Source organism: Nocardiopsis sp. LDBS0036 (genome assembly GCF_041228755.1).
Taxonomy (GTDB): Bacteria; Actinomycetota; Actinomycetes; order Streptosporangiales; family Streptosporangiaceae; genus Nocardiopsis; species Nocardiopsis dassonvillei.
Genome location: NZ_CP141103.1, coordinates 4,624,000 through 4,647,885, shown reverse-complemented (window position 1 = coordinate 4,647,885; position 23,886 = coordinate 4,624,000). Strand labels below are relative to the sequence as shown.

Annotated in this window: 23 protein-coding genes; 16 read left to right on the top strand and 7 right to left on the bottom strand. The window is 72.5% G+C overall.

The window, feature by feature from the left end; all coding sequences use genetic code 11:
• Positions 1 to 34: 34 nt before the first annotated feature.
• Positions 35 to 1,504, bottom strand: a complete 1,470-nt coding sequence (locus UIS43_RS19755; RefSeq protein ID WP_071621065.1) for an NlpC/P60 family protein — start codon at positions 1,502 to 1,504, stop codon at positions 35 to 37.
• Positions 1,501 to 2,115: a hypothetical protein gene (locus UIS43_RS19750; RefSeq protein ID WP_013156515.1), complete on the bottom strand. Its 615-nt coding sequence runs from the start codon at positions 2,113 to 2,115 to the stop codon at positions 1,501 to 1,503. The genes UIS43_RS19755 and UIS43_RS19750 overlap by 4 nt, the downstream gene beginning before the upstream one ends.
• A gap of 614 nt (positions 2,116 to 2,729) precedes the next feature.
• On the opposite strand from UIS43_RS19750, the gene UIS43_RS19745 reads away from it, so the two are divergent.
• The 15 genes from UIS43_RS19745 to UIS43_RS19675 all read left to right on the top strand — a co-directional run bounded on the left by UIS43_RS19745 (position 2,730) and on the right by UIS43_RS19675 (position 17,226).
• A complete protein-coding gene (locus UIS43_RS19745; protein ID WP_168443279.1) occupies positions 2,730 to 3,293 on the top strand; it encodes a hypothetical protein in 564 nt (187 codons plus the stop codon).
• A 15-nt stretch (positions 3,294 to 3,308) separates the two neighbouring features.
• Positions 3,309 to 3,644, top strand: a complete 336-nt coding sequence (locus UIS43_RS19740; protein ID WP_013156513.1) for a hypothetical protein — start codon at positions 3,309 to 3,311, stop codon at positions 3,642 to 3,644.
• Positions 3,641 to 3,985, top strand: a complete 345-nt coding sequence (locus tag UIS43_RS19735) for a hypothetical protein (RefSeq protein ID WP_013156512.1) — start codon at positions 3,641 to 3,643, stop codon at positions 3,983 to 3,985. Before UIS43_RS19740 ends, UIS43_RS19735 begins: the two co-directional genes overlap by 4 nt.
• A 28-nt stretch (positions 3,986 to 4,013) precedes the next feature.
• The gene (locus UIS43_RS19730; protein WP_013156511.1) at positions 4,014 to 4,847 is read left to right on the top strand and encodes a TrbC/VirB2 family protein; all 834 of its coding nucleotides are present in this window, start codon (positions 4,014 to 4,016) and stop codon (positions 4,845 to 4,847) included.
• A 59-nt stretch (positions 4,848 to 4,906) separates the two neighbouring features.
• On the top strand, positions 4,907 to 6,433 hold the full coding sequence (locus UIS43_RS19725; RefSeq protein WP_071621063.1) for a hypothetical protein: 1,527 nt from the start codon (positions 4,907 to 4,909) through the stop codon (positions 6,431 to 6,433).
• Entirely contained in the window at positions 6,434 to 7,903 is a 1,470-nt protein-coding gene (locus tag UIS43_RS19720; RefSeq protein ID WP_013156509.1) for an SCO6880 family protein, read from the top strand.
• A 15-nt stretch (positions 7,904 to 7,918) separates the two neighbouring features.
• Positions 7,919 to 9,469, top strand: a complete 1,551-nt coding sequence (locus tag UIS43_RS19715) for a hypothetical protein (RefSeq protein WP_358454925.1) — start codon at positions 7,919 to 7,921, stop codon at positions 9,467 to 9,469.
• A 7-nt stretch (positions 9,470 to 9,476) separates the two neighbouring features.
• Positions 9,477 to 11,291 (top strand): type IV secretory system conjugative DNA transfer family protein, encoded by a 1,815-nt coding sequence (locus UIS43_RS19710; protein WP_013156507.1) that lies wholly within the window; start codon positions 9,477 to 9,479, stop codon positions 11,289 to 11,291.
• Positions 11,292 to 11,344: 53 nt separating this feature from the next.
• Positions 11,345 to 12,691, top strand: coding sequence for a hypothetical protein (locus UIS43_RS19705; RefSeq protein WP_370011206.1), 1,347 nt, complete (start codon positions 11,345 to 11,347; stop codon positions 12,689 to 12,691).
• Between the two features lie 25 nt (positions 12,692 to 12,716).
• Positions 12,717 to 14,258 (top strand): hypothetical protein, encoded by a 1,542-nt coding sequence (locus UIS43_RS19700; RefSeq protein ID WP_071621059.1) that lies wholly within the window; start codon positions 12,717 to 12,719, stop codon positions 14,256 to 14,258.
• A gap of 89 nt (positions 14,259 to 14,347) precedes the next feature.
• Positions 14,348 to 14,842: a DUF4913 domain-containing protein gene (locus tag UIS43_RS19695; protein WP_117199186.1), complete on the top strand. Its 495-nt coding sequence runs from the start codon at positions 14,348 to 14,350 to the stop codon at positions 14,840 to 14,842.
• A 241-nt stretch (positions 14,843 to 15,083) separates the two neighbouring features.
• Positions 15,084 to 15,569 (top strand): hypothetical protein, encoded by a 486-nt coding sequence (locus tag UIS43_RS19690; RefSeq protein ID WP_232051618.1) that lies wholly within the window; start codon positions 15,084 to 15,086, stop codon positions 15,567 to 15,569.
• Positions 15,566 to 15,967: a hypothetical protein gene (locus UIS43_RS19685; RefSeq protein ID WP_370011203.1), complete on the top strand. Its 402-nt coding sequence runs from the start codon at positions 15,566 to 15,568 to the stop codon at positions 15,965 to 15,967. The genes UIS43_RS19690 and UIS43_RS19685 overlap by 4 nt, the downstream gene beginning before the upstream one ends.
• Positions 15,964 to 16,710 (top strand): hypothetical protein, encoded by a 747-nt coding sequence (locus UIS43_RS19680; RefSeq protein WP_013156501.1) that lies wholly within the window; start codon positions 15,964 to 15,966, stop codon positions 16,708 to 16,710. The genes UIS43_RS19685 and UIS43_RS19680 overlap by 4 nt, the downstream gene beginning before the upstream one ends.
• 21 nt (positions 16,711 to 16,731) lie before the next feature.
• Complete coding sequence (locus UIS43_RS19675) at positions 16,732 to 17,226, top strand: hypothetical protein (protein WP_117199463.1); 495 nt, start codon at positions 16,732 to 16,734, stop codon at positions 17,224 to 17,226.
• A 95-nt stretch (positions 17,227 to 17,321) separates the two neighbouring features.
• Here UIS43_RS19675 and UIS43_RS19670 read toward each other — a convergent pair whose 3' ends face one another.
• Positions 17,322 to 18,788: a sodium:alanine symporter family protein gene (locus UIS43_RS19670; protein ID WP_117199461.1), complete on the bottom strand. Its 1,467-nt coding sequence runs from the start codon at positions 18,786 to 18,788 to the stop codon at positions 17,322 to 17,324.
• A 590-nt stretch (positions 18,789 to 19,378) separates the two neighbouring features.
• On the opposite strand from UIS43_RS19670, the gene UIS43_RS19665 reads away from it, so the two are divergent.
• Positions 19,379 to 21,130, top strand: a complete 1,752-nt coding sequence (locus UIS43_RS19665) for an NAD+ synthase (protein ID WP_370011200.1) — start codon at positions 19,379 to 19,381, stop codon at positions 21,128 to 21,130.
• Between the two features lie 61 nt (positions 21,131 to 21,191).
• Here UIS43_RS19665 and UIS43_RS19660 read toward each other — a convergent pair whose 3' ends face one another.
• The 4 genes from UIS43_RS19660 to UIS43_RS19645 all read right to left on the bottom strand — a co-directional run bounded on the left by UIS43_RS19660 (position 21,192) and on the right by UIS43_RS19645 (position 23,727).
• Entirely contained in the window at positions 21,192 to 21,674 is a 483-nt protein-coding gene (locus UIS43_RS19660) for a hypothetical protein (RefSeq protein WP_013156497.1), read from the bottom strand.
• Positions 21,675 to 21,751: 77 nt separating this feature from the next.
• Complete coding sequence (locus UIS43_RS19655) at positions 21,752 to 22,669, bottom strand: hypothetical protein (protein WP_358169416.1); 918 nt, start codon at positions 22,667 to 22,669, stop codon at positions 21,752 to 21,754.
• A 45-nt stretch (positions 22,670 to 22,714) separates the two neighbouring features.
• Positions 22,715 to 23,224: a hypothetical protein gene (locus UIS43_RS19650; RefSeq protein ID WP_013156494.1), complete on the bottom strand. Its 510-nt coding sequence runs from the start codon at positions 23,222 to 23,224 to the stop codon at positions 22,715 to 22,717.
• Positions 23,224 to 23,727 carry a hypothetical protein gene (locus UIS43_RS19645; protein ID WP_013156493.1) on the bottom strand — a complete coding sequence of 168 codons (504 nt, stop codon included), beginning with the start codon at positions 23,725 to 23,727 and terminating at the stop codon, positions 23,224 to 23,226. Before UIS43_RS19645 ends, UIS43_RS19650 begins: the two co-directional genes overlap by 1 nt.
• Between the last annotated feature and the right edge of the window lie 159 nt (positions 23,728 to 23,886).

The following is a 23,886-nucleotide window of genomic DNA, read 5'->3' as shown; positions in this document are numbered from 1 at the left end:
TTTCGGTTCGTGTGCGGTGTACGGGGGCGGGCGGTCACGCCATCATGCTGCCGCCGTCGGACGACCCGGGCGAGATCCGGATGGCCCCCACGAAGACCGTCCGGTAGTGCTCGGTCTCGATCGACACCTCGGTGATGGTCTTGCCCGGCGCCGGTGCGTGGATCATCATGCCGCCGCCGGTGTACATCCCCATGTGGGACGGGGACTGCCCGGAGTAGTGGAAGTAGAGCAGATCGCCCGCCTGCAGCTCGCCGACGTCGAGGACGCCGTCGGCCACCACTCCGACCTGCGCGCCGTCCCAGGTGGCGGCGGGCTCTCCGTCCTGCCACTGGGCGAAGGTGGTCCGGGGGATCGCGACGCCCGCGGAGTTCCAGGCTGCCATGACCAGGCCCGAGCAGTCATAGGCGTCGGGACCCGTGGCGGCCCACACGTAGGGTTTGCCTATCTGGTCCCTGGCGAACTGCACCGCGCTCCGGTGCCTGTCGCTGACGTCGCCCAGGAACGCGGCCCGGGAGGCGCCGCCCCCCTGCTCCTCGCAGTCCCGGCCGCCGCCGAAGGACGCGGTCTGGATGTTGAGGGAGGGCGAGGTCGGGGCGATGCCGGAACCCCGGTAGTACTCGGCCACCTCCAGGACCTGCGCGACGTACCACCTGGCGGGGTTGTGCCTGTAGACCGTGCACTCGATGGGGTCCAGGTCCCCCCGTCCGCTCCCGCAGACGGAGGCGACCCCGTTCTCCCGGGCCTGCTGGGCGTAGTAGGCGAGCCGGAAGGCACCCGAGGTGATGTTGTCCCACGGGTCCCAGACGTTGACCATCCCGTCGCCGTTGCCGTCGATGCCGAAGTAACGCGGGTTGGCGGGCATCTCGCCGACGTCGTAGTGCCAGCGGCGGTCCGCGACCGGTTCCTTCGGCTTGCCTCCCCACGCGTTGCCCGCACTGCCGAGCCGGCCGCCGACCTGCCCCGTCCGCGGGTCCTGCACACCGAACTGGACGATCCCGGCCGCGCCGTAGGGGTTGCGCTCGCCCTCGTTCAGGCCGGAGTGCCAGTTCGGGTCCGTGGAGACGTAGGCGCCGTTCTGGGTCTCGATCGCGCCGACCGCGGCGAGGAGCTCCCAGGGCAGGCCGTAGGCCTCGGCTGCGGTGCGGTGCGCCCGCAGGACGTTCTCGGGTACGTCCACCCGGACGGTCTTGGTGGAGGAGCCCTGTTCGCCGTGGGAGCTGATGGTGATCGTCTCGCGCGACGACGACGCGGACGCCTGGATCACACCCGCCGACGATTCCGGTCCGCCGAAGCCGCTCGCCGTGGCGCCGCCGACCGGGCCGCACATGGTGGAGGCGTAGGCGATGCCGCCCATGACCGCGAGCGCCGTGACGCCCCCGCCCACGCGCGCGGTCCCGCTCGCGGCTCCCCGGTCGCCGTCGCGCCCGCGCCGGGGCAGGAGGAGGCCGCGTACCCGCGCCCGCAGGCGCGCCGCGGCGTCGCGGACGGAGGGGACGCGGCTCATCCGCCCTCCCCGACGTTTCCGAGGGCCGCGCCCTGGAAGGCGTAGACGGCCCAGCCCCCGCCCTCGGGCACCACGGTGACGGCGTACGCCACGGGCTCGTTCCCCCCGTCGTCCCCGGTGTCGGTCAGGAAGCGCGCCTCCACCTCGTAGATGACCGACCCGGTGCCGACGTTGCGTATCCCCGTGACCGTCGCCGACGCGCTGGTCGGCTGGGGGTTGCGCGCGTACGCGCTGTTCGGGGCGCCCAGGACGAGGTCCTCCACGGTGCCGAAGAACTCCTCCGAGATCATCGGGGAGAGGCGGTCGAGGCGCTCGTCCCCGCTCTCGTCGGGGACTACCTCGCTGTAGGCCGCGACGAAGTCCCGCGCGGTCTCGGCGCCGCTCCGCAACTGCCCCTCCGAGTACGGCATCAGGGACATGACGTCGCCTACGCCTCCGGCACCGGCCGCGGACGGCTCCCCGTTCCCGTCCGGTGAGGAGGGTGGAGGGGCCTCCCCGCCGCCCGACCCCGGGAGGAGTTGGAACCCGAGGAACAGGAGGGCGACGACCAGGCCTCCCACGATCACGAACACGATCGTCTTCTCCCGCGAACCGCCGGCGAAGTCGCTCATGAAGGACCCGCTGTTCTGATCATGGGCACCCACTAGCAGGGAACGTGGACAGGAATCACCCATCCATACCCGCAGGAATATCGGCGGCGCAATAGGGGCGGGAAAAACATGAAAACCACGAAGAGTAACAATTGATAACGTTTCGGAGAACCATCCGCGGAGGCCGGGCCCACAAAAGCCGAAGGTCCCGAATGGAGACCGGAGCACCGAACAGCCATTGAGCACGAGTTATGACTCAGAAGAGCCGAACGGTTCTTCTGGGTCAGCGAGAACATCAAGGGTTTATTCGCTTTTCAGATTCCCCTCGGGCCACAAGATGACTCAAAGTAGTCAACATGGGGGCGGTCACCTGGTCGGATTCGGCGCGGCACGGTATATATAGCCTGCTGTTCGACCCCCGCCCCGGCCAGGCAGCGCCACCGTTCCCCCCGCGTGTTCGCGGCTTCCCCACGGCGCGCGGAAAGGCCCCGGGCGCCCGGCGGGCGGGGAGCACGGGAGCCGGCTCCGGGGGCCCGGCCGTGCGCGACGCCCGACCCCGGAAGCGGTGGGGGACCAGGAACCGCGCGGTTCCCCGGAGGGAACCGGCGCTCTCACGACGCGGACGAGGGGAAGCGATGAGGAGGCGACGGACCGACACGGACGGCGGGCACGGCCCGTCGGCCGGGGCGCCGCCGGACGGGGCGCCGCCGGACGGGGCGCTACCGGACTGGGCCAGGGAGATGGTCGTGCTCGGCTGCCACGGAGGCGCGGGCACCACCACGCTCCGGGTGCTGCTGGACACGCCCTGGGACCTGGGCGCCTACTCGTCCGACAGGGGCGCGATCGGTGCCTTCGGCCGCCCCCTGGTCCTCGTCTGCGGCAACAGCGTCGCCTCGACGGCACGGGCCGCGGAGGTCATCGACGTCCTGGAGCACAACGGCCTGCGCGCGGCGGCCCTGGTGGCGGTGGCGGACGGCGCCGGACCCGAACCCCCCGAGTCCTCGGCGCGGCTGCGCCTGGTGCGGGACCGGGTCGGACGACTGGTCCGGTTCCCCTTCGTCCCGGGTCTGCGCTACGTGGACGCCGTGGACGCGGGCCGGGTGAGACTGCCCAAGAGGGCGCAACGGACTCTGGACGAGATCAGGAACGCGTGCCACAGCGCGGCGAGCGAGACCCTGGCGCGCCAGGCCTCAGGGTGAGGAGAACTGATACGCATGGACGGATTTCTGTACGCCGCGAGCGACCTGGTCGGCCACATGGCCGTCCTCCCCATGAACAGCTTCGACTGGTCGAACAACCCGGAGCTTCCGGGCTTCAACGGCAGCGCCAACCCCATCCAGCAGATCATCAACTGGGGTCAGGGCATCATCGTCGTGATCGGCATCATCGGCATCCTCTTCGCCGCGGGCAAGATGGCGATCGGCAAGTTCGGCCGGTCCGACCTCGCCGCCGACGGCGTCGGCGGACTGGTCTGGACGATCATGGGCATCTCCCTGATGCTCGTCGCCATCCCGGTCATCCGGACGGTCGCCGACGTGGCGGGCGGATGACGCTCGCCGCGCTCCTGCCCTGGGCGGCGGACGCCGTCCAGCTGGGCGCGCTGCTCCCGGCCGAGGTGCGGTGGGACCCCGTCCCGCAGCTGCCCGAGTGGGGCCGGTGGAGCGGCCAGTCCGACGCGGACCCGATCGAACGGTTCCTCGGGCTGGCGCAGGGGGTGATCGTCGTCCTCGGGGTCATCGGCATCCTCTACTCCGCCGCGAAGATGGCGGTCGGGAAGCTGGGGCGGTCCGAGATCGCCGCGGACGGGGTCGGCGGCGTCGTGTGGACCATCATGGGGGTCTCCCTCATGCTGGTCGCCATTTCCGTCGTCACCACGCTGGCGGGGGTCTGAACGAACCGGAAGAGGTGGGCAGGGGGACATGGTGCCGTGGGAACGGGCGGGCGGGGCCGCGCAGGCCCCGCTGGCCCTGCAGAGCTTCGAGACCAGCGGGAACAACCTCCTCGGCTACGTCGCCGGTCTGGGCGTCATCCTGGGCGTCCTCGCGCTGATCATCATCGGCGGACGCATGATCCACGCCAACTTCACCGGCGATCCCTGGATCGCCGCGCGCGGTATGGCCGAACTCCCGTACGTCGTCCTGGCCGTCGTGCTGATCGCCGGGTCCGGAAGCCTGACCGCGATGCTCTTCGAGGGCTCCCTGCACCATCCCGAGGAGGACGTCTCCACCAGCATCCGGGCGCTGGTGGAGGAGCAGGCCGCCAACGAGCGCGAGGCCGCCGACTGCGCGGGCGCCCTCCAGTCCGGGAACGGCTCCTACCTCTGCCCCGACGACGACGGGTGGGAGGAGCTCGCCCACACCGTCCCGATCGGGTCCGACACCGATCCCCGGTGCACACGGGACGGAGCGGAGGACTGCTACGAATACTGCTTCGATCCGAGCTTCGGGGAGTTCGCCAACGCTTTCCGCGCGTCCCCCTGCACGCCGGATAACGATCATTTCGATCTCATGGAGTCCGCCGACTGGAGTTTCGCCCGCTACCACTGCCCCAACCTCCCCGCTTCGTGGTGGGACAGAAGCGAAGCCTGCGAGGACAATCCGGTGGAGAACGCGGGAGGCGTTCCCGACCACTACCCGGCGGATCTGCCTGAGGCCAAGATGCAGAGGTACTACGCCTGCACCGAATACCCCGGCTGGGTGCGCGGGAACCAGCGGGAGGAAAAGGTCGGCGAGAACTTCTGCCCGAGACGGTGAGCGGGCGTCATCGACACGAGTGACCGGAGTCGGTTCCAGAACCGGAGGAGGTGGAAGGAATGAACGGCGAAAAAGTCGACGGCTGGGTGACGGAGAGCCTCCAGGGGATCATCGAGCGCATGTTCGATCTCCTCATCTACAGCGGCGCGTCGAGCCCCGTCTACAACGCGGACCGCCGAGGAGAGGGACGCCTCAACCTCCAGATGGACCAGGGAGTCCTGCAGCTCCAGGACGTCTTCAACCCGCTGGTCCTGTTCCTGGCCACGCTGGGCATCCTGCTGGCGGCCATCCGCCTGCTGTGGACCCGGCGCCTCGACCCGATGCTGGACCTGATCCGCGGTCTGCTGACGGTCATCGTCGTCACCTTCGGCGGGCTCTTCCTCATCTACATCCTGCGGCAGTTCAGTTTCGGGCTCACCAACATGGTGCTCACCACCGGGACCTACGGGGACCAGAGCAGCTTCCTGGAGTCCGCGCAGAGCGTCTACCCGAGCATCATGCGCGTGGGCGTCGACGGCGCCGACCTGGGGTTCGCGGACAACGAGGTCGCCCGCGGGGCCGTGACCTCGCTGGTCGGACTCGCGGTGATCCTCGGGCTGATCGCGCAGATGATCGTCCTCGCCCTCCTGGAGGCGGTCACCTACCTCATCGCCTGTCTGCTGCCCCTGGCCGCGGCCAGCAGCATGATCCCGAACCTGAAGATCTTCCCGAAGGTCATCGGCTGGCTGTTCGCCTGCTTCCTGTACAAGCCCCTCCTCCTGATGATCTACCTGGTCGGTCTCGTCGTCCTCGCGAGCGCGGGCCCCGGCGGGGACGACCTGCTCAGGTACCTCACCGGAGCGGCGGTCATGCTCCTGGCCACCGGCGCGCTCCCCGTCCTCATGAAGCTCATGAGCTCGGGGAGCGTGTGGATGATGGCGCTGGCCGCGGGCGGCCTCAACTCCGTCACCGGCGGTGGCGGCGGCGGTGGCGGCGGCGGCGGGAACAACGGTGGCGGGAACACCGCCGGCTTCCAGAGCAGCGCGGGCTCCGCCGACAGCGGTACCGCCACCGCCCAGCAGGCGGCGGCCGGGGCCAACGAGCGCGCCGCGGGCCTGGCGCGCAACCTCGACGAGGGCGGGCCGCTCCCGGGCGGCGACGCGGTCCCGGTGGCGGCGGTGAGCGCGGCCGGCACCGGGTCGGGGGCCGCGGCCACGTCGGCCCTGGGAACGCAGACCGGGCAGCTCTCCGGCCTGGGCGGAACCGGAGCCGGAGGCACCGACGGGGCCGCGGACTCCGCCGGGGGCGCGGTCGGCGGCGCCGACGGCGGCACGGACGCGGCGGCCTCCGGGGCGACGGAGTCCGTGAGTTCGACGGTCAGCGGCTCGGAACAGTCCTACAGCCACACGACCGCGTCCGGAGCGGACGAGGTCTCCGTGGGCGGTTCGGCCTCCGGAGCCGACGCCGGAGGCGCCGACGCGCCGGGCGGCGCGGCCACGGCCCCGGACGGAGGCGGCCCGGCCGCCTTCGGGGGCGGGTCGGCGCCCGCCCCGGAGGGGGCGTCCGGAGCACAGTTCGCCGACGGAGCAGACGGAAGGATGGTCTAGGTGGTTCGCACGTACGGAGGATGGCGCCGCCGACGCAGCATCGGGCTGTTCGGGCTGGGGCTCAACGCCACCCTCGTCCTGCTGGGCGGCCTCGTCGTGCTGATGCTGTCCGGCATGTTCGCGCCCCGGTTGGCCCTCTACATCCTGCCCGTCATGACGGTGGCCTTCCTGCTCGCCGCCGTGCCGGTCCAGGGCGAGTCAGTGCTCAGCTTCCTGCTGACGCGTCTGCGGTGGTGGTGGGCCAAGGTCCTCGGGCACACCCGCTACCGGGCCGGTGTGATGGTCGAGCACCCGCGGGCCTTCCAGCTGCCGGGGGTCCTGGCGCCCGTCACCCTGCTCTCCTGCGAGGACGGCAGGGGCGGCCGGTTCGGCCTGGCCTGGAACCGGCGGCTCGGGCACATGACCGCGACCGTCCTGGTCTCGTCCAACTCCGTGTGGCTGGCGGAGCCCTCCGACGTCGACACGTGGGTGGCCAACTGGCACCAGTGGCTGGCCTCGCTCGGTTACATGCCGTGGATCCAGTGGGTCACCGTGACCGTCGAGTCACGGCCCGCCCCCGGAAGCGCGCTGCGCGGCAGCGTCGAGGCCGACATCGACCCGCAGTCCCCCCCGGCCGCCCGGAGGATCATGCGCGACCTCGTGCTGAACGCCCCCTCGGTCAGCGCCCAGGTCGAGACCCGGATCAGCCTCACCTACGATCCGCGCAAGTTCCCTGTGGCGCCCAAGGACCGCATGCAGGCGGCGGTCGAGATCAGCGGCTACCTCAACCAGATCGAGACCAGCCTCGCCAGCACGGGCGTGTCGGTCCTGGGCCGGGCCACCCCGGAACAGCTCGTCGCCATGGTGCGCACCGCCTACGACCCGACCGTGGTCAGCGACCTCAGTTCCGTGCTGAACGACAAGCCCCAGGACATCGGAACCGTCGACTGGACGGACGCCACGCCTGTCGAGGCCGAGGTGCACCACGACCGCTACACCCACGACAGCGGCACGAGCGTCTCGTGGATCTGGCAGGAGGCGCCGCGCACCCACGTCACCAGCACGGTGCTCGCCGAACTGCTCTCGCCCACCCGGTGGGTCAAGAGGACCACGCTGCTGTTCCGGCCCTGGCCCGCCGCGGCGGCCGCGCGCGCCCTGGAGCAGCAGAACGCCGCCGCCCAGTACAAGAGCGAGCTGTCCGCCCGCGTGCGCCACAGGGTGAGCGCGCGCGACCGCCAGGACGTGGCCTACGCCCAGCAGGCCGCCCAGGAGGAGACGCGCGGCGCGGGGCTGGTGCAGGTGAGCCTGTACACGACGGCGACCGTCGACGACGAGGAGCGGCTGAAGCAGGCGGTCGCGCACACCGAGTCGGCCGCCGAGACCTCGCGGATCCGGCTGCGCCGGGCCTGGGGCAGTCAGGACGTCGCGTTCGCCACGACCCTGCCCCTCGGGGTGTGTCCGCCGTTCCTCATTCAGCGCGGCATGGGTTAGGGAGAGGGAGCACCGATGGCGATCATCGACCGGCAGAGCCGCCGTGAGGAGCGCCGCCAGCAGCGGGCGGAGCGCCGACGCCTCAAGCAGAAGCGGGAGAGCCAGGAGCAGGCGAGGCGGCCGGACCGCTCCCGGGAGAGGGACCGGGAGGTCGTCGCCCCCCTGCTCGGCTGGCGGCACCGGGGAGGCGGTGCCTCGCCGAACATCCCCAACGCGGTCGAGTACCAGGCGACCACCGCCCAGGCGTGCGGGCTGTTCCCGTTCGTCACCAGCAGCAAGCCGCCGTCGGTCGGCACCCCGATCGGCCGCGACCTCCTCTCCGGGGAGGCGGTCTGCCTCGACCCGATGGCGTGGCTGAGGGCCGGGCTGATCACCAACCCCGGCTGCTTCGTGCTGGGGCAGCCGGGCACCGGCAAGTCCACGTTCGTCAAGCGGCTGGTCACCGGGGCGGTGGCCTTCGGCTCCCAGGCCATCATCCTGGGAGACACCAAACCCGACTACACCGAACTGATCCAGCACCTGGGCGGGCAGGTCATCCGCATCGGGCGCGGCCTGGACCGGATCAACCCGCTCGACGCCGGCCCGCTGGGGGCGGTCATGGACCGGCTGTCGCAGGTGGAGCGGGAGAAGCTGCGCTGGGAGGTGCGCTCCCGGCGCATCTCGCTGCTGATGGCCCTGTGCACCCTGGTCCGCGAGGGAAGGATCGGCAACTCCGAGGAGGTCGTCCTCGGCGCGGCGGTGGACCTGCTCGACGAGCGGCTCGCCGGTCGCCAGCCCACGGTCGTGGACGTGCTCAACGTGGTGGAGGAGGGACCGGACTCGCTGCGCTCGTTCGCCCGCGCCGACAGCAGGGACTCGTACGACAAGCGCGTGGACGACCTGGTCTTCACGCTCCGCCTGCTGTGCACCGGCTCCCTGGCTGGGGTCTTCGACGCCGAGACCACCAGGCCCCTCGACATGGAGGCGCCGGGGATCAGCGTCGACATCTCCCGGGTGGGAGCCGCCGGGGACAAGCTGCTGACCGCGGCGATGCTGTGCACGTGGAGCTACGGGTTCGGCATGGTGGACGCGGCGGCCGTGCTCTCCGACCTCGGCCTCATCCGGCGCCGCTCCTACATCGGGGTGATGGACGAGCTGTGGCGCGCCCTGCGCGGCGCCCCGGGCCTGGTGGAGTTCGCCGACTCCCTCACCCGGCTCAACAGGTCCAAGGGCATGTCCTCGGTCATGGTGACCCACTCCCTCAACGACCTGGAGGCCCTGGCCACCGAGGAGGACCGGGCCAAGGCGCGGGGCTTCGTGGACCGCTCCGCCATCACCGTCCTGGCCGGGCTGCCGCCGCGCGAACTCGCCTCGGTCAACCGGATCACCCCGATGACCGCCCCCGAGCAGGGGCTGGTGGCGTCGTGGTCGTCCCCGGACTCCTGGCAGCCCGGAGCTCGCCACCCCGGGCGCGGGAAGTACCTGATCAAGACGGGCGCGGAGCGCCTGGGGATCCCGGTGCAGATGACGCTCACCCGCGACGAACTCGTCCTGTACGACACCGACCAGGCGATCCGGGGGGAGTGAGGCGGCCATGGCACGGCGCAGACCCACGTACCAGGTGCGCGGCGGAGCGGCGGCGGCCGGAGCCCCGCCGCTGCTCGTGCTGCTCGCCCTGTGGGGCCTGGTGGCCCTGTTCTTCCTCTTCTGGCTGTCGGCGCGGCTAGTGGCCGCCGTAACCGGGGGCGCGGTCGGCGAGTTCGGCCCGATGTGGGCGTACTCGCTGCTGGTCTGGGACACCGGGGCGACCTGGCCGGGCACGCCGAGCGCCCCGGTCGCCGTGGTGTTCTCCGTCCTGGCCGCGGCTGCGGTCAGCGCCCTCTGGTGGATCCTGGTCCGGGTCAGGAACGCGCTGTACGGACAGCCCGACGCGGTCGCCGCCCTGAACAGGAACAACGAGACGATCGCCGAGCTGGCCCGCCCCGAGGCCGCGCAGAAGGCGGTCCGGCTGCGCGGACGTTCGCTGCGCGGCATCAGGAGCGGGACGCTCGCCGACGCCGACGTCGGCCTGGTCATCGGCGACGTGCGGGGGTCGGGCAGACGCGACGGGCCCCGGCTGTTCGCGTCGTGGGAGGACACCGTCCTCGCCTACATGGCGCCCCGCGCGGGCAAGACCACGGCGATGGCCATCCCCTACGTCCTGGACGCGCCCGGTCCTGCGCTGGCCACCAGCAACAAGGCCGACGTCTGGTCGGCCACGGCGAAGATCCGGGAGCAGGCCACCGGCGACCGGGTCTGGCTGTTCGACCCCCAGCACATCACCCACCAGGAGCAGGACTTCTGGTGGAACCCGCTGGCCGGTGTGCGCAGCGTCGAGGACGCCTACCGGCTCGCCGGGCACTTCGTCCTCACCATCGACGACGACTCCAAGAAGGACATGTGGGGTCCGGCGGCCCGGGCTCTGCTCTCCCAGCTCATGCTCGCCGCGGCGCTCGGGGGCGAGTCCCTGGCCAGGGTCGGGGAGTGGCTGCACGACACCAAGCTGCCCCAGCCGGTGGACATCCTCTTCGAGCACGGGTTCACGGCCTACGCCGAGGCACTGCGCGAGACGCAGAACATCGTCGCCGAGACGCGTGACGGCATCTACACGACCGCACGCACCGCCGCCCGCTGTCTGGACGACCCCGAGATCATGGCGTGGGTGACCCCGCCGGACGGCTCGGCTTACCACGAGTTCGACCCGCGCTCCTTCGTCACCACCAAACAGACGCTCCATCTGCTCAGCAAGTCCCGCGCCGCCGCGGCCCCGCTCATCGCCGCCCTCACCGACGCGGTCTTCATCGCGGGAGAGGAGGCGTCGGAGGGGCAGGGCGGCAGGCTCGACCCGCCGCTGGTGGCCGTGCTGGACGAGGCCGCCAACATCTGCAAGATCGCGGACCTGCCCGACATGTACTCCCACCTGGGATCGCGCGGCATCGTCCCGGTCACCATCCTCCAGAGCTACCGGCAGGGGGTGCGGGTCTGGACCGAGAACGGCATGGAGGCCATGTGGTCCGCCGCCACGGTGAAGGTGTTCGGCGCCGGGCTCGACGACCACAAGATCGTGGACGCGCTGTCCAAGCTGATCGGCCAGCACGACATCTCCACCACGTCGTTCAGCTACGGCGAGGGCAAGGGCAACCACTCCGTCCAGCTCCGGCGCCAGGAGATCATGCAGGGCTCCGACATCCGCAGGATCGACAAGGGCGAGTGCCTGCTCTTCGCCACGGCCGCCCAGCCCACGATCCTGCGGATGCGCCCCTGGTACAGGACCGACAGGGCCAGGATCGTCTCCGCCGCGATCAAGGAGGCCGAGGAGCGGATCACCACCAGGGCCCGCGTGCGCTACGACGCGCCCCGCGGAAGGTGAACCACCACCGCGGACCCTCTCCCCGTACGACCCGACCCGCAAGGAGGACGACCATGGCCAGCCCCCCGGCCACCGCCGCGGCGCCCCCGGCTCCGCCCCCGCCGCAGGTGGGGAACGTGCCCGCGGAACCCGCCGCGCGCGCCGTCCCCGACGCCCACTCCCGGCGCTTCCTGTCCCCGGGCGGTCCCGGCGTGCCCGGGGCGCCGAGCGGGCAGGGCGACGTCGTCTCGGAGACGGTGGGCGGGCTCGTCTGGCTGGCCAGGACCGCGGGGCGGATCCAGGGCCTCCTGGCGCGCATGGCCCTCGGCCTCCTCGACTTCGCGGCGGCGCTGCTCAACCGGTGGGTGCTGCGTCCGCTCCGGCGGGCCGCGGGCCGTTCCCTGCGCGGGCGCCTCAGGCGGGGCCGCGTCCGGATCCGGACCAGGGTCAGGGCACGGCGGGCGAGGGCCGCACTCACCAAGGCGAAGGCGGGCCTGGCGCTGAGGACCGTCCGCGGCCGCGCCGCCGCCATGGTGCGCTCGGCGGAGCGGATGAGCGCGCTCATGACCCACCAGGCGGCGGTAAGGGCCGGGGCGGACGTGGCTGCGGCCCAGGCCAGGCGCGGCACGCGCGTCGCCCTGGCCCGGGAACGCGCCGACCGCGTGGTGGCCCAGGCGAGGCGGACAGGGGACGCCGGTGTCCGGCGGGCGAAGTGGCAGCGGGAGAGGCTGGTCAGGGACGCGGCCGGGAGGGGATCCGTCGCGGAGAGGGACGCGAGGAACCAGGGGGACGCCCTGGTCCGGCGGGCGGAGGACGCCCGCACCCGACGCGTGAGCAGGGCCAGGACCCGGACCGACCAGCACGTCGCCGACGCGGTGCGTGCGGGCGACGCGGACGTGCGGGCGACGGCCCTGGCGGGCGCGGCACGGATCACCGCCGTGGCACGGCAGGGCGACCTCCTGGTGCGGGCTGCCGGGGACCGTGCGGACCGCGCCGTCCGGGCGGCCGAGTCGGCGCACGACACCTACGTGGACCAGGTGGACCGGCGGGTGGAGGACCTGAGGGGACTCACCAGTAGGGACGTGCCGAGGAAGGACGCCCGTCAGCTCCTGAGGTGGAACGCGGCCAAGGGGACCGTCCAGCGGCGGCGGTTCAACGAGAGGATGGCCGCCGCCGACGGCCTCGTGAACCCGGCTGCGGTGGGCGCCCGGGCGGGCGGCGCACCGGGGACGGCCGCGGGCCCCGTCTCCCCCTCCGCCGCGCCGCCGACCGCACCGCGGACCGGACCCCCCGCCCTGCGCGGACCGCGGGGCTGGAGGAGCGCCTGGAACTCGCGGCGCCGGGGCGCCGCCACCGGCCCCGCCCCGTCCCACCTTCGGCGGGGCGGCCGGAGCACCCCCAAGGGCAGGGCCGCCACGTGAGCGCACAGAACACCTGGAGGAACCTATGAGCTCCAAGCGGGTGAAGGGCGGACTCACCGGCCAGAAGGCCGACGAGCGCAGCCGCAACCGCCAACGCCTCGCCGACCTCGTGCGGGCCTCGGGCGCGGAGTCCGGCGGTGGCGGCGGGGAGAGGGACATCACCGAGGCCCTGCTCCTGGCCGCGATGCACACGCCCTTCGGGCGCGGCGGCCTCAGCAACTCGGGGGACCTCTCCAGGGCCGCCCTCCACCACGCCCTGCGCAGGAGGAGCGGCCAGAGCAGGGCGGAGGGGTTCTTCGCCGAGGAGCACGTCGGGTACTCGCCCAACATCGCCGTGGCGGGCCTGGGCCTGGCGCGCCAGGCCGACCCGCGCGTGGTCTCCCAGGTCCTGGGAGTCGACGTCCAGCGGGTCCACGACCACCAGCGCGACCTGCGCGTCCAGGACGTGGACCGGGTCCTGCGCGCCGACTACCACACCGGGCGGATCGAGCGGGCGGCGCGCACCAGCATGCAGCTCCTGGACCCGGTCCCGGACACGCCCCCCGAGCACCGCTGGCGCCGGGGGCTCGACGAGAACCTCGACGTCAGCCGGATGAACGCCCGTGAACTGGCGCTGAACTGGCTGAGCGCGGCCAACTCCAACGAGCCGGGCGCGCGGGAGGCGCAGAAGAGGTTCTTCGGCGAGCTGGCCCAGAAGCACCCGCAGCTCGCGGAGTCCATCGAGCGGGGCATGGTGCGGGATCCCGGCTTCACCGGCCGGACCGACTCCGCGCGGATCGACGCCAACTCGGTCATGGCGGGCGCCTCCTGGCAGGCCGACGGCCGCCCCATGGAGACGATGGAGGAGTACTGGGCCAAGGCCGTGCCCTGGTTCAAGGACGACCGGGCCGACCTGAACAGACTCCGGGACACCGCCGAGTCGGTGTTCACCGCGTCCCTGGACGGCAGGGTCCCCGCCGCCGTCGGGAACGAGCTGGTCCGCAACGCGAGTGGGAACAGGGCCCTGCCCGGGTTCGCGCGGGACTACCGCGAGGGCAGGGAGCTGGCGGGTACGCGCGCCGACAGGGGCGGGGCCGAGGTGTTCGTCCAGGGGGAGGCCTTCCTCCACGCGCTCGACAAGGCGCGCGGCGCACCGCTGAACGAGGGGCCGCGCGACCGGGCCGGGGCGGTCGCCGCGGGCAACACGGCCAAGGCGGAGCTGCGCGCGCACGACGCCACGAGGGCCGCGGACCCGCGCCTGGTCCTGGGCGACTCCCGGCTCCCCGGGGACAGGGGGCAGCTGGACTCGGCCCTGACCGCGAACGGCCGGGCGGTCGTGCGTCCCCAGGAGCTGGGGCGGCACGAGCGGCAGGGGACCCGTGCGGGCAACGACCGGACCCGCCGGACCAGGCAGGACTGGGCGGACCGGAGGGCGCACGCCGCCGTCAACGACCCCGCCCGGCGGCTGCCGCGACAGCGCGGGGAGCAGCAGGCCGCGGTGAGGCGGCTGACGGCGCGGACGGCCCTGCGCCGCCAGGAGCGCAGTTCGATCAACACCACGCGCACCCGGACCGGCCGCGGCGCGTGACCGACCCGGGGCCACGCGCTCCCCGCACGCCCGCGACGGCCCCGGGGGCCCCACGACGACCACGAACGCGAAGAGGGACGACGCCGACCATGAGCACCCAACACGACAGGCAGGACGTGGACTCCCCGGAGGAGGAGTGGGGGGACCCCGCAGTGCGCGCGGCCCTCGCCACCGAGGCGCCCGACGTCAACGCGGCCGTCGCCGGAGTGGACGGCGGCGACCCGGAGGGGGCGGACGAACCGGCCCCGGAGCCGGTGTTCAAGAACGTCGAGGAGTTCGTGCGCCTGCGCTTCCTCCCGGTCTACATCCGCCCCGAGGGCGGCCAGTTCCGCTGGTGCAAGGAGTGGTGGCGCCACGCCGAGGCGGTCTCGCGCTTCCAGGCGCTGTGGCACGCCTGGGAGGTGCTGCGCTGGGAGGCGGGCACCGGGATGGCCGTCTGGTACCGCGACCACCTCGACTTCCAGATGGGCATCCTGCTCGGCGACAACGGCCCGTTCCGCGAGTGCACCTCGCGGCGCCACCAGGACCCGCGCCCGCTGCCCGCCGACCCCGCCCCGGACGGGTGGTTCGAGGACGAGTGGTGACCCCGCCCGGGGGTCCGTGACCGAATGCGGAGGGGGTTCGCCGGGGTGTCCCGCGGACCCCCTCCGCCGTGATCGGCCGGTGTTCGCCGGGGTGTCCCGCGGGCCCCTCCGCCGTGGTCGACCAGTGTTCACCCGGGCGTCACCGCACGGCTCCCGGCGGGCGCGGGGTCCGTACCCCCGCCCCGGTAGACAGGTCCTGCCCGCCGGGCGGCGCGGCGAGGCGGACCTGAAAGGCGCGCGGTTGGACCCCCTGCAAGTGGCGTTGACGATCGGCGGCGCCCTCATCGGCGCGAGCAGCCTCCTCGTCGCCTCGGTCGCGCTCGGCGCCCGCTGGGAGGGGCGCGGCGAGGCTGACCGCGAGCTCGCGGAGGCCAAGCGCTACGACCTGGCGGTGTCGCGGGACCCGCGCGTGGTCGAGGCCGCGGCGCTGCGGGCGACCCTGGACGCCTACCGTTCCGCGGACAGCGCCGTGCGCAAGGAGCTGGAGGGGGCCGAGCAGACGGTCAGGCGGTCCGAGAAGGAGGCCGTCGCCCGCGAGAAGCGGGTCCAGGCCCACTTCGAGAAGCTGGGTGACACGGAGCGGGCCGTGGACCGGCTGCTGCGGCTCAACCGGCCCGGGGGCGTGCGCGCGGCCCTGCGCGGCGCGCGCCGCGGCGCCGCGAGGCCGTTCCGGAGCTCGCCCGCGCCCGGCCCGAAGAGGGAGACGGGCAGGGGGGCGCGCACGTGACCGCCGCCGTGGTGATCGCGCTGGCCGCGGTCCTGCTCGCCGCCGCGCGCTGGGGGTTGAACCGCCGCCACACGGCCCAGGGGGTGTACCCGCCCGACGGCCTGACAGAGGACGCCCTGCTGGCGGACGCCGACCGGGCGCTGGAGCGTGCGAGGGACCTCGGCGCGTCCACGGGGCACCTGTGGGCGTGGCGCGACCTGCTGTCCGACACCGCCGCGCGGATGTCGGAGGCGACCGTGGAGGACGGGGCGCCGGAGCGCCTCGACGGGCTCCGGCGCGACCTCGACGCGGCTGAGGGGCGGATCCGGGCGGCTCTGGCCGACCTCGACCCGCCCCGTGCCGAGGGTCCGGCCCCGTCCGGAACGGACTCCGGGGGGAGGAGCCCGTGGAGTGGATGATCGCGGCCGGGGCGGTGCTGGGCTCCCTGCTCGTGACCGCCTCCCTCATGTTCCGCAGGAGCCTGGCGAAGGCGCGCCGGGGCGGTCGGGCCCACGTGGAGCACGTCAGGGCGGAGGCGGAGCGGATCCGCACCGCGGCCAACCAGCGCCTGCGCGAGGCCGAGACGGCGCTGCCGCGGCTGCGGGTGGAGGCCGAGGGCGCGAGGAGGGCCGGGACCCTGCACCGCGACGCCGAGGACCTGCTGACACGGCAGTCGGCGGCGAACGAGACGGCCCGGCGGGCGGCGCAGTCCTTCAACACCGCCCTCGACCGGCACCGGGAGCTGCTCCGCTCCCTCGGGGAGGCCGGGCTGCTCCGCGACACCGGCGAGGGGCCGACGATCGACACGGGACGCCTGCGCCCCGCGGCGCGGGAGACGGGCGCCTCGCTGGGGCGCCACCTCCAGGAACTGGAGTGGTACCGGGTCAACGGCCAGAAGGACGGGATCAGCGGTCCGCTGAACACCCCGGCGTTCACCGAGGAGCAGGCCGCGTCCCTCGGGGGGCGCCTGGACCGGGCGGGCCGCGTCGACGAGGAGCGGATCCGCGAGCTCACCCGGAAGGCGGCGTCCGGACACGACCTGCTCGCTCAGGCCCCGGGAAACCTGGCCGAGGCGGTGCGGGAGCGCAAGGGGCTGTCGCAGCGCATCGACGCCGCGAGGGTCCGCCGGACGGGCGGACGGGCCCCGGGCCGGAAGCTGTGAGACGTGGAGGAGGGAGCGGTCATGGGTGCTCTGGACACCGGTGACGTGGTCACGCTGCTGGCCGCCGTCGTGGCCGTGGCCGTCTGTGTCCGGGTCGGCGCGGAGTCGGTCCGGCGGGTTCGGGGCCACCGGTTCGACCACCCGTCGGCGCTGCTCGACATGGAGGGGCAGGAGGAGGAGCACGCGCTGCGGCGCGGTTTCCTGGAGCGCCGGTACGCGCTGGTGGAGACGGCCGGAGCACGGGTGCGCGGGAGCGTCCGCCCGGGAGCGCCCGGGGCGGCGGGCGACGGCCTCCCCGATCCGGTGCGGGTGGTCGACGACCTCGACCGGGACCTCGCCCGGCTGGACGCCGAGGAGGGACGGGCGGTCGAGCGGTCGCGCGCGGCCCTCGCAGAGCGCCGGGAGCGTGCGGGCCGGGCGCGGTCCACCGCGCGGCTGCTGGACCTCGTGTGCGCCGGGGCCGCCGTGCTCCTCGCGGGCGCGGCGGTGGGCACGGCGGTCGCGGCGGTGCTCTGAGCGGACCGGGTTCCTGCCCACCTTCCACCCGGGGAGGGGGTGCGGTGCCGGGTCGGCACCACACCCCCGGGAAGGGGGACCGGGGTCCGGGACGGTCAGACCCCGGCGGGGTTCCCCCTGAGGCGGTCCATGTCCTCCTGCTCCCAGCACTCCACGCCCGTGAGGTCGGGCATGAGGTCCTTGGTGAACAGCGGGTCCCTGCCCTGCTTGCGCTGGCCGACGAAGTCGCGCAGCAGTCGGCAGGCGGTCGGCGCGAGGAGGGCGAGCGCGGCGAGGTTGACCACGGCCATGACGCCCATCGTGACGTCGGCCAGGCTCCAGACCAGGCCGCCGGAGCCGATGGCTCCGAGGAAGGTCACCACGATGACCAGCACCCGGAAGGCGGTCGTGGCCTGGGGGCTCTTGGTCAGGTAGCCGATGTTGGCCTCGCCGTAGAAGGTGTTGCCGAGCACCGAGGTGAAGGCCACCAGCAGGATGATCAGCGTGAGCAGGTGCAGCGCCCAGGGGCCGAGGTTGGTTTCCAGGGCGTTCTGGGTCAGCGTCGGACCGGCCTCGGCGGTGTAGCTGGGGTTGGACAGCAGGATGACGAACGCCGTGGTCGAGCAGACGACGAGGGTGTCGAAGTACACGCCCAGGGTCTGCACGAGGCCCTGCTTGACGGGGTGGCTCACCGCGGCGCTGGCGGCGGCGTTGGGCGCCGAGCCCAGACCGGCCTCGTTGGAGAACATCCCGCGCCGCATCCCCTGCACGATCGCGGTGCCGATGCCGCCCGCGGCGATCTCGCGCAGACCGAAGGCGTGCGTGACGATGTCGACGACCATCGCGGGGATCTGGCCGATGTTCATCACGATGACGACCAGGCCCATGAGGATGTAGACGCCCGCCATGACGGGGACCAGCGCCGTGGCGGCCTGGGCGATGCGCCGGGCGCCGCCGAAGATGAGCACGGCGGTGCACACGGCCAGCACCGCGCCCACGGCGTAGGCGAGCCAGCCCGGCGCGGTCCCGGTGCCCGAGGCGGTGGAGACCGAGTTGGCGATCGCGGCGGAGATCGTGTTGCTCTGCACGCTCGTGAACACGAAGCCGAACGTGAAGGTGATGACGACGGCGAAGAGCACGCCCATCCAACGGGACTTGAGCCCGTACTGCATGTAGTAGGCGGGTCCGCCCCGGTAGCCGGCCTTGTCACGGATCTTGTAGAGCTGGGCCAGCGTCGACTCCACGAAGCTGGCGGCGCCGACGAGCAGCGCCATGGCCCACATCCAGAAGACCGCGCCGGGACCGCCGAGGGCGATCGCGGTGGCCACACCGGCGATGTTGCCGGTACCGATGCGCGCGGCGGCGGAGACGGCGAACGCCTGGAGGCCGGAGATCGGTTTCTTGCCGTCGGGAGCCAGCCCGGGTTCGCCCCGCATGGAGCGGAACATGTCGGGGATCAGGCGGAACTGCACGGCGCCGGAGCGCACGGTGAAGTACAGGCTCAGGATGAGGAGGAGGGGGATCAGCAGGTAGGCCCAGAACATGTCGTTGAGGGCGACGATCCCGGCTTGGATGGCGTCCACAGCGGGACTCTTCCCTTCGTCGTGGCGGAGACGGCGTTGTCTCGCTCCGCGACCGGTAGGTTGCCCGCTGTGGTCAGGGCGGGAATGATGGTGGGGTGTGCCGTTTCTCGTACGGCTCGGGTACACAGGGTGACGCTTCCGCCGAGGTCGTCGCCGGTCGGGATCACCCGGGCCCCGGGGTGTACGCGGGCCGTCGACTAGGTAACGGGAATACGGCCCGAACCGCAAGATCGTTTAGCCCGGAGCATGATCCGCGCCTCGCGGCGCCCCGCCCGGTCACGGCCGGGCGCGCCGGGCCGCGCTCCACGCCGACACACGGGGCGCGACCGCCGCCGAAAGCGCGTCGGGCAGGCGGTGAACTGCGGCTTCGCCCCCCGGGCGGCGCCCGCGGAGCAGTCCCGGCCGACGGCGGCGGTGCTCCCCCCGACTCTCCGCCACCGCAATTCCCTGTGACCCAGATCACCGGGAAAAACGCGCTCCAGTTTGTTCCCTCGCAGCTTTAGGCAATCATCTGAACACGTTCTGAATTTGCTATGTTATAAAAACGTGACATATTGCGTCCATGTTAACTAGTTCGCTACGCTCCCGGCGTGGTAAAACTTCGTATAGCTCTGGCCCAGACCAACCCGACTGTGGGTGATCTGGAAGGTAATTGCGACAGCGTCGTCGCTTACGCTCGTCAGGCGAGCGACGCTGGAGCCCATCTCGTCGTGTTTCCCGAGATGGTCGTCACGGGATACTCGGTCGAGGATCTCGCCCTGCGGGACGGTTTCGTTTCCGCGTCCACAAAAGCCACCCACAATCTCGCCGACCGCCTCGCCGCGGAAGGGCTCGGGCACCTGCCGGTGGTCGTCGGCTTCCTCAACCGGCGCGAGGGCCCGGGCCCCCGGTTCGGCCAGCCCTCGGGAGCCCCCCAGAACTCGCTCGCCGTGCTGTACCGGGGCCGGATCCGCCTCGTCTCGGCCAAGCACCACCTGCCCAACTACGGGGTCTTCGACGAGTTCCGGTACTTCGTCCCCGGTGACACGCTGCCGGTGCTGCGGCTGCACGGAGTCGACGTCGCCTTCGCCATCTGCGAGGACCTCTGGCAGGACGGGGGTCCCGTCACCGCCGCCGCCGACGCCGGCGTGGGGATGCTCGTCACCCTGAACGGCTCCCCCTACGAGCGGCACAAGGACGACGTTCGGCTCGCGCTGTGCCAGCGGCGCGCACGCGAGATCGGGGCCGCCATCGGCTACGTCAACATGACCGGCGGCCAGGACGACCTGGTCTTCGAGGGCGACTCCCTCGTCGTCGACGCCGACGGCGACCTCGTCTCCCGCGCCCCGCAGTTCGAGGAGGCGCTGCTGGTCACCGACCTGTCCCTGCCCCCGGCGGAGTCCCCGGAGGAGCCGGCGCGGGCGGACGGCTTCCGGGTCGTCCGGTACGCGGTCACGGACCGGCCCTCCCCTCCCCCCGGGACGCGCTCGCCGGTGCTGACCCCCCGCCGAGACCCCATGAGCGACCTCGGCGAGGTCTACACCGCCCTCGTCACGGGGGTCCGCGACCACGTGCGCAAGAACGGCTTCACGTCGGTCCTGGTGAGCGTCTCCGGAGGCGCCGACTCCGCGCTGACCGCCACGATCGCGGCCGACGCCGTGGGGGCGGAGAACGTGCACGCCCTGGTCATGCCCGCGCGCGACTCCACCGCCGCGGCGCTGGAGGACGCCGATGCGCTGATCAAGCGGCAGGGCCTCACCAACCGCGTCTACCCCGTGAACCACCTGCTCGACGCGCTGGAGTCCACGATCGCCGCCGCCGACGAGGGCGGCACGCGGAACCTGCTGGCACAGGCGCGGGGAGCGCTCCTCATGGCCCTGTCCCGCGAGGAGGGGCACCTGGTCCTGGCGACGGGCGACAAGAGCGAGCTGGCGACGGGGCTGTGCACCCACCACGGCGACGCCGTGGGGGCCTACGCCCCGCTCAAGGACTGCTGGAAGACCCTGGTGTGGGAGCTGGCCCGCTGGCGCAACACCGAGGACGCGCGCGCGGGGCGTACACCGCCCATCCCGGAGCGCTCCCTGGGCCGGAACCCGGTCAGCGGGTGGGGCGCCCCCGGTTCCGTCCCCGCGCAGCCGGAGTACGGGGTGCTCGACGGACTGCTGGACGCCTACATCGGCACGGACCAGGGGATCGCGGCGATGACGGCCGCGGGCTTCGACCCGGACCTGGTGCGCCACGTCGTGCGCCTGGTCGACCGTGCCGAGCACAAGCGCCGCCAGTACCCGCCGGGCCCCAAGATCACCAAGCGCAACCTGGGCCGGGACCGGCGCCTGCCGATCACCAGCCGGTGGCTGGCCTGACCCGGTGACGGCCGACGGCTGACCGGGCGGCGGACCGCCGCCCGGACGGCCGCGCCGCGCCTCAGCGGAAGTACGGCGCGGCGGCGGCGACGAGCGCGACCAGCGCGGCCAGGGACAGCGCCAGGAGGGCCACCTCGCAGGCCAGAGCCGTGCGGCGGCGCCGACGGTACCGGGCGAGCTCCTCGTCGGCCTCCCGGTCGATGCGCTCGTGCTCCCTGGCGACGCTCTCCCGCTGGGCCTCGAAGGCCTCGCGCAGCGACTCCAGCTCACGGCGCAGGCGGTCCTCCTCCGCGGCCTCGGCGGGGCCGGAGAGCGCCGACGCGTCCCTCGCCAGGGCCCCGACGACCCGCTGCCTGCGGTCGGCCAGCTCCCTCTCCGCGAGGAGCGCCGCGGAGGAGACGCCCTGCCTGCGCCGGGCCCTCGCGTTCCGGATCCGCAGCCCGGGGTCGTACAGGCGGCGTTGGCGGAGCCTCAGGACCGTGTTGCCGAAGACGGTCGCGGCCACCAGGAAGAACACGTAGAAGGCAAACTGGTCAACGTCCATCCCGATGCTCCTCCGGACGGGTCTGTGGGATCGGCGCGGCGGCGGCTCCGGAAGCCGGTGCGGGAGTCGTCCCCATGTCAGCGGCGCACCCGGTTGACGGCACGGGTGACGGGGTTGTTCCTGCGGGGGGAGTCCACGAGCTTGCGCGGATCCGCCTCCGCGACGGGGAGGTCGCGGCCCTCCCGGGCCTTGTCGTCCCTGCGCGCCGCCTCGCTGACGGTCGTGTACGCGTCCCGCTGGGCCGCCCCGCGCAGGGACAGGTGACCCGTGTCCTTGAGGATGTTCAGGGTCGCCTGCGCGGCTTCCAGACCGTTGTTCCTGACGATGTCGGCGATGGTTCGCGGGTAGTCGGCCAGGATGGCGTCGACCCACTCCCGGAAACCGGGGAGGCCGCCCTTCCCCATGGCCTCCCAGGCACCGACGTTCACCTCCAGGCCGAGGATGCCGTAGGACTCCCTCATGTGCGCGTCCATCAACGCGACGTTGTCACGGATCGCGGTGACGGCCCGCACGGTGGCGGCGGCCTCCTGCGGGGAGAGCTTCGGCCTTCCCCGTGACACGGGGCCGATCAGCACGGTGCCGCCGGGCCGCATCATGTCGTCGAAGGTCTGGGTCGTCGCGCCCCTGCCGCGGAGGTTGTCGACGACCGCCTTGGCGACCTGCATCTGACGCTCGACGATGAGCAGGTTGGTGCCCGCCTCCAGGGTCACGGCCTCGCCCTCGCGCATCGCGTTCCCCTCGGTGAGGGGGTACTCCTGCCTGTTCCAGACCTCCGTGTTGATCTGGCGGGCGATCTCCTCGACCCGTGCCATCTCGTCCCTGGACAGCTCGTGCAGGGAGTGGTCCGACTTCCGCGCCTTGGGTTTCAGGTACTTCTTGGTCGTCTTCGCGATGTACGCGGCGACGGCCACGAAGGCCAGGTTGGCCAGAGCCGCCGTCACGGCGCCCTGGCCGCCGGCCAGCATCCCTCCTGGACCGAACAGGAACTCGAACAACTTCCCTCTCCCGGATGTGACGGTGTGTACTGCCGGAGCCGACCGCTATCCGGCGAGGAGGACCGCGATGACCAGCGACGCCAGCGCCACCATGCAGACGACATGGGCGGTGCGGGCCAGCCGCGCCCCCCGCCCGCCGGGACCCGCGGAACCCGCTCCGGGGCCGTACCCGGCGACGGGGCCCGCCGCGGAGGACTCCCGCTCCCGGGACACCGCCTCCTCGACCTCGCCGTCCAACCGGGCGACCATGTCCGAGTACTCCGCGAACCGCCTCTCGGCGTCGTCGGCGAGCCCCGCGGAGGCCTCTCCGCCCCCGGCGTGTCCGCGGAAGTTCACGGTCGCCAGCATGTTGTCCAGGACCAGGGTCTTCTCGTGCACCGCGGCCCTTCCGAAGCTGATGGCGTTCTCACGGATCTCGGCGCGACGCGCGTCGTCCAGGGCTTCCCGGAAGTCGGACAGCGTCCTGGGATGTGCTCCCGACCTCGCCGTGGACTCCGTGACCAGGAACCTCAGGACGTAGAGGGCCACGACGGCCGCGCACACGGCGGGGAGCATCACGACAGCCTCGTCCTCTTGTTCTCGGCGCCGCCCGAGGCTGTGGTGAGCGGCCTGCCGTTCACGTTGATCCCGTTCATACGGGCCGATTGCGTGTATCCGTCCATGAAGGCGTCCACCCTCGATTTCCCCTGCTTCCTTCCGAGGAATTCCTTGACCGCATCCCGGTGAAAGGGAATGGACCACAGGTTGGCCAGGTGCTGACCGTTGTTCTCCACCACGGTCCGGATCGTGGTGGCGACCCTGTTGACGTTCTGGAGATAGATGTTGTCGAGGTCGGCGACCCGGAGAAACGCCGGAAGGTTCCTGGACCTCTCATGTCTGGCGACCCTGGAGGCCTCGTTCGCCAGGGCCTCCCTGAGGTGGGCCTCGTAGTCGTTCTTGGCGATTCTGGTGTCGAGGTAGGACTGCCAGAACACCCCGACCAGCGCACCGCCCACGATGTTCATGTAGATCGGCGTGGACGTGGCCATGGCCAGGATGGTGCTCAGGAGCTCTCCCATGAGCCGGGAAACCCTTCCGTCCGAATCGGTACGCGGGCACGCGACAGACCGGCCTTCGGCTCGCGGGGGCGGAGCGGTCCGGCACGGTGGACGGGATCCGGGAGCAGGTGATCCCTGTTGACCACGGGGATGGTGTCCCCAGCGGAAACCCCGGCCGAA

Bases quoted from the DNA above. Each gene is read 5' to 3' on its own strand.
- UIS43_RS19650 (WP_013156494.1), bottom strand. From the start codon at position 23,224: ATGCTCCCCGCCGTGTGCGCGGCCGTCGTGGCCCTCTACGTCCTGAGG.
- UIS43_RS19695 (WP_117199186.1), top strand. From the start codon at position 14,348: ATGAGCACCCAACACGACAGGCAGGACGTGGACTCCCCGGAGGAGGAG.
- UIS43_RS19735 (WP_013156512.1), top strand. From the start codon at position 3,641: ATGACGCTCGCCGCGCTCCTGCCCTGGGCGGCGGACGCCGTCCAGCTG.
- UIS43_RS19710 (WP_013156507.1), top strand. From the start codon at position 9,477: ATGGCACGGCGCAGACCCACGTACCAGGTGCGCGGCGGAGCGGCGGCG.
- UIS43_RS19730 (WP_013156511.1), top strand. From the start codon at position 4,014: ATGGTGCCGTGGGAACGGGCGGGCGGGGCCGCGCAGGCCCCGCTGGCC.
- UIS43_RS19700 (WP_071621059.1), top strand. From the start codon at position 12,717: ATGAGCTCCAAGCGGGTGAAGGGCGGACTCACCGGCCAGAAGGCCGAC.
- UIS43_RS19745 (WP_168443279.1), top strand. From the start codon at position 2,730: ATGAGGAGGCGACGGACCGACACGGACGGCGGGCACGGCCCGTCGGCC.
- UIS43_RS19660 (WP_013156497.1), bottom strand. From the start codon at position 21,674: ATGGACGTTGACCAGTTTGCCTTCTACGTGTTCTTCCTGGTGGCCGCG.
- UIS43_RS19750 (WP_013156515.1), bottom strand. From the start codon at position 2,115: ATGAGCGACTTCGCCGGCGGTTCGCGGGAGAAGACGATCGTGTTCGTG.
- UIS43_RS19725 (WP_071621063.1), top strand. From the start codon at position 4,907: ATGAACGGCGAAAAAGTCGACGGCTGGGTGACGGAGAGCCTCCAGGGG.
- UIS43_RS19645 (WP_013156493.1), bottom strand. From the start codon at position 23,727: ATGGGAGAGCTCCTGAGCACCATCCTGGCCATGGCCACGTCCACGCCG.
- UIS43_RS19680 (WP_013156501.1), top strand. From the start codon at position 15,964: ATGATCGCGGCCGGGGCGGTGCTGGGCTCCCTGCTCGTGACCGCCTCC.
- UIS43_RS19675 (WP_117199463.1), top strand. From the start codon at position 16,732: ATGGGTGCTCTGGACACCGGTGACGTGGTCACGCTGCTGGCCGCCGTC.
- UIS43_RS19705 (WP_370011206.1), top strand. From the start codon at position 11,345: ATGGCCAGCCCCCCGGCCACCGCCGCGGCGCCCCCGGCTCCGCCCCCG.
- UIS43_RS19715 (WP_358454925.1), top strand. From the start codon at position 7,919: ATGGCGATCATCGACCGGCAGAGCCGCCGTGAGGAGCGCCGCCAGCAG.
- UIS43_RS19755 (WP_071621065.1), bottom strand. From the start codon at position 1,504: ATGAGCCGCGTCCCCTCCGTCCGCGACGCCGCGGCGCGCCTGCGGGCG.
- UIS43_RS19740 (WP_013156513.1), top strand. From the start codon at position 3,309: ATGGACGGATTTCTGTACGCCGCGAGCGACCTGGTCGGCCACATGGCC.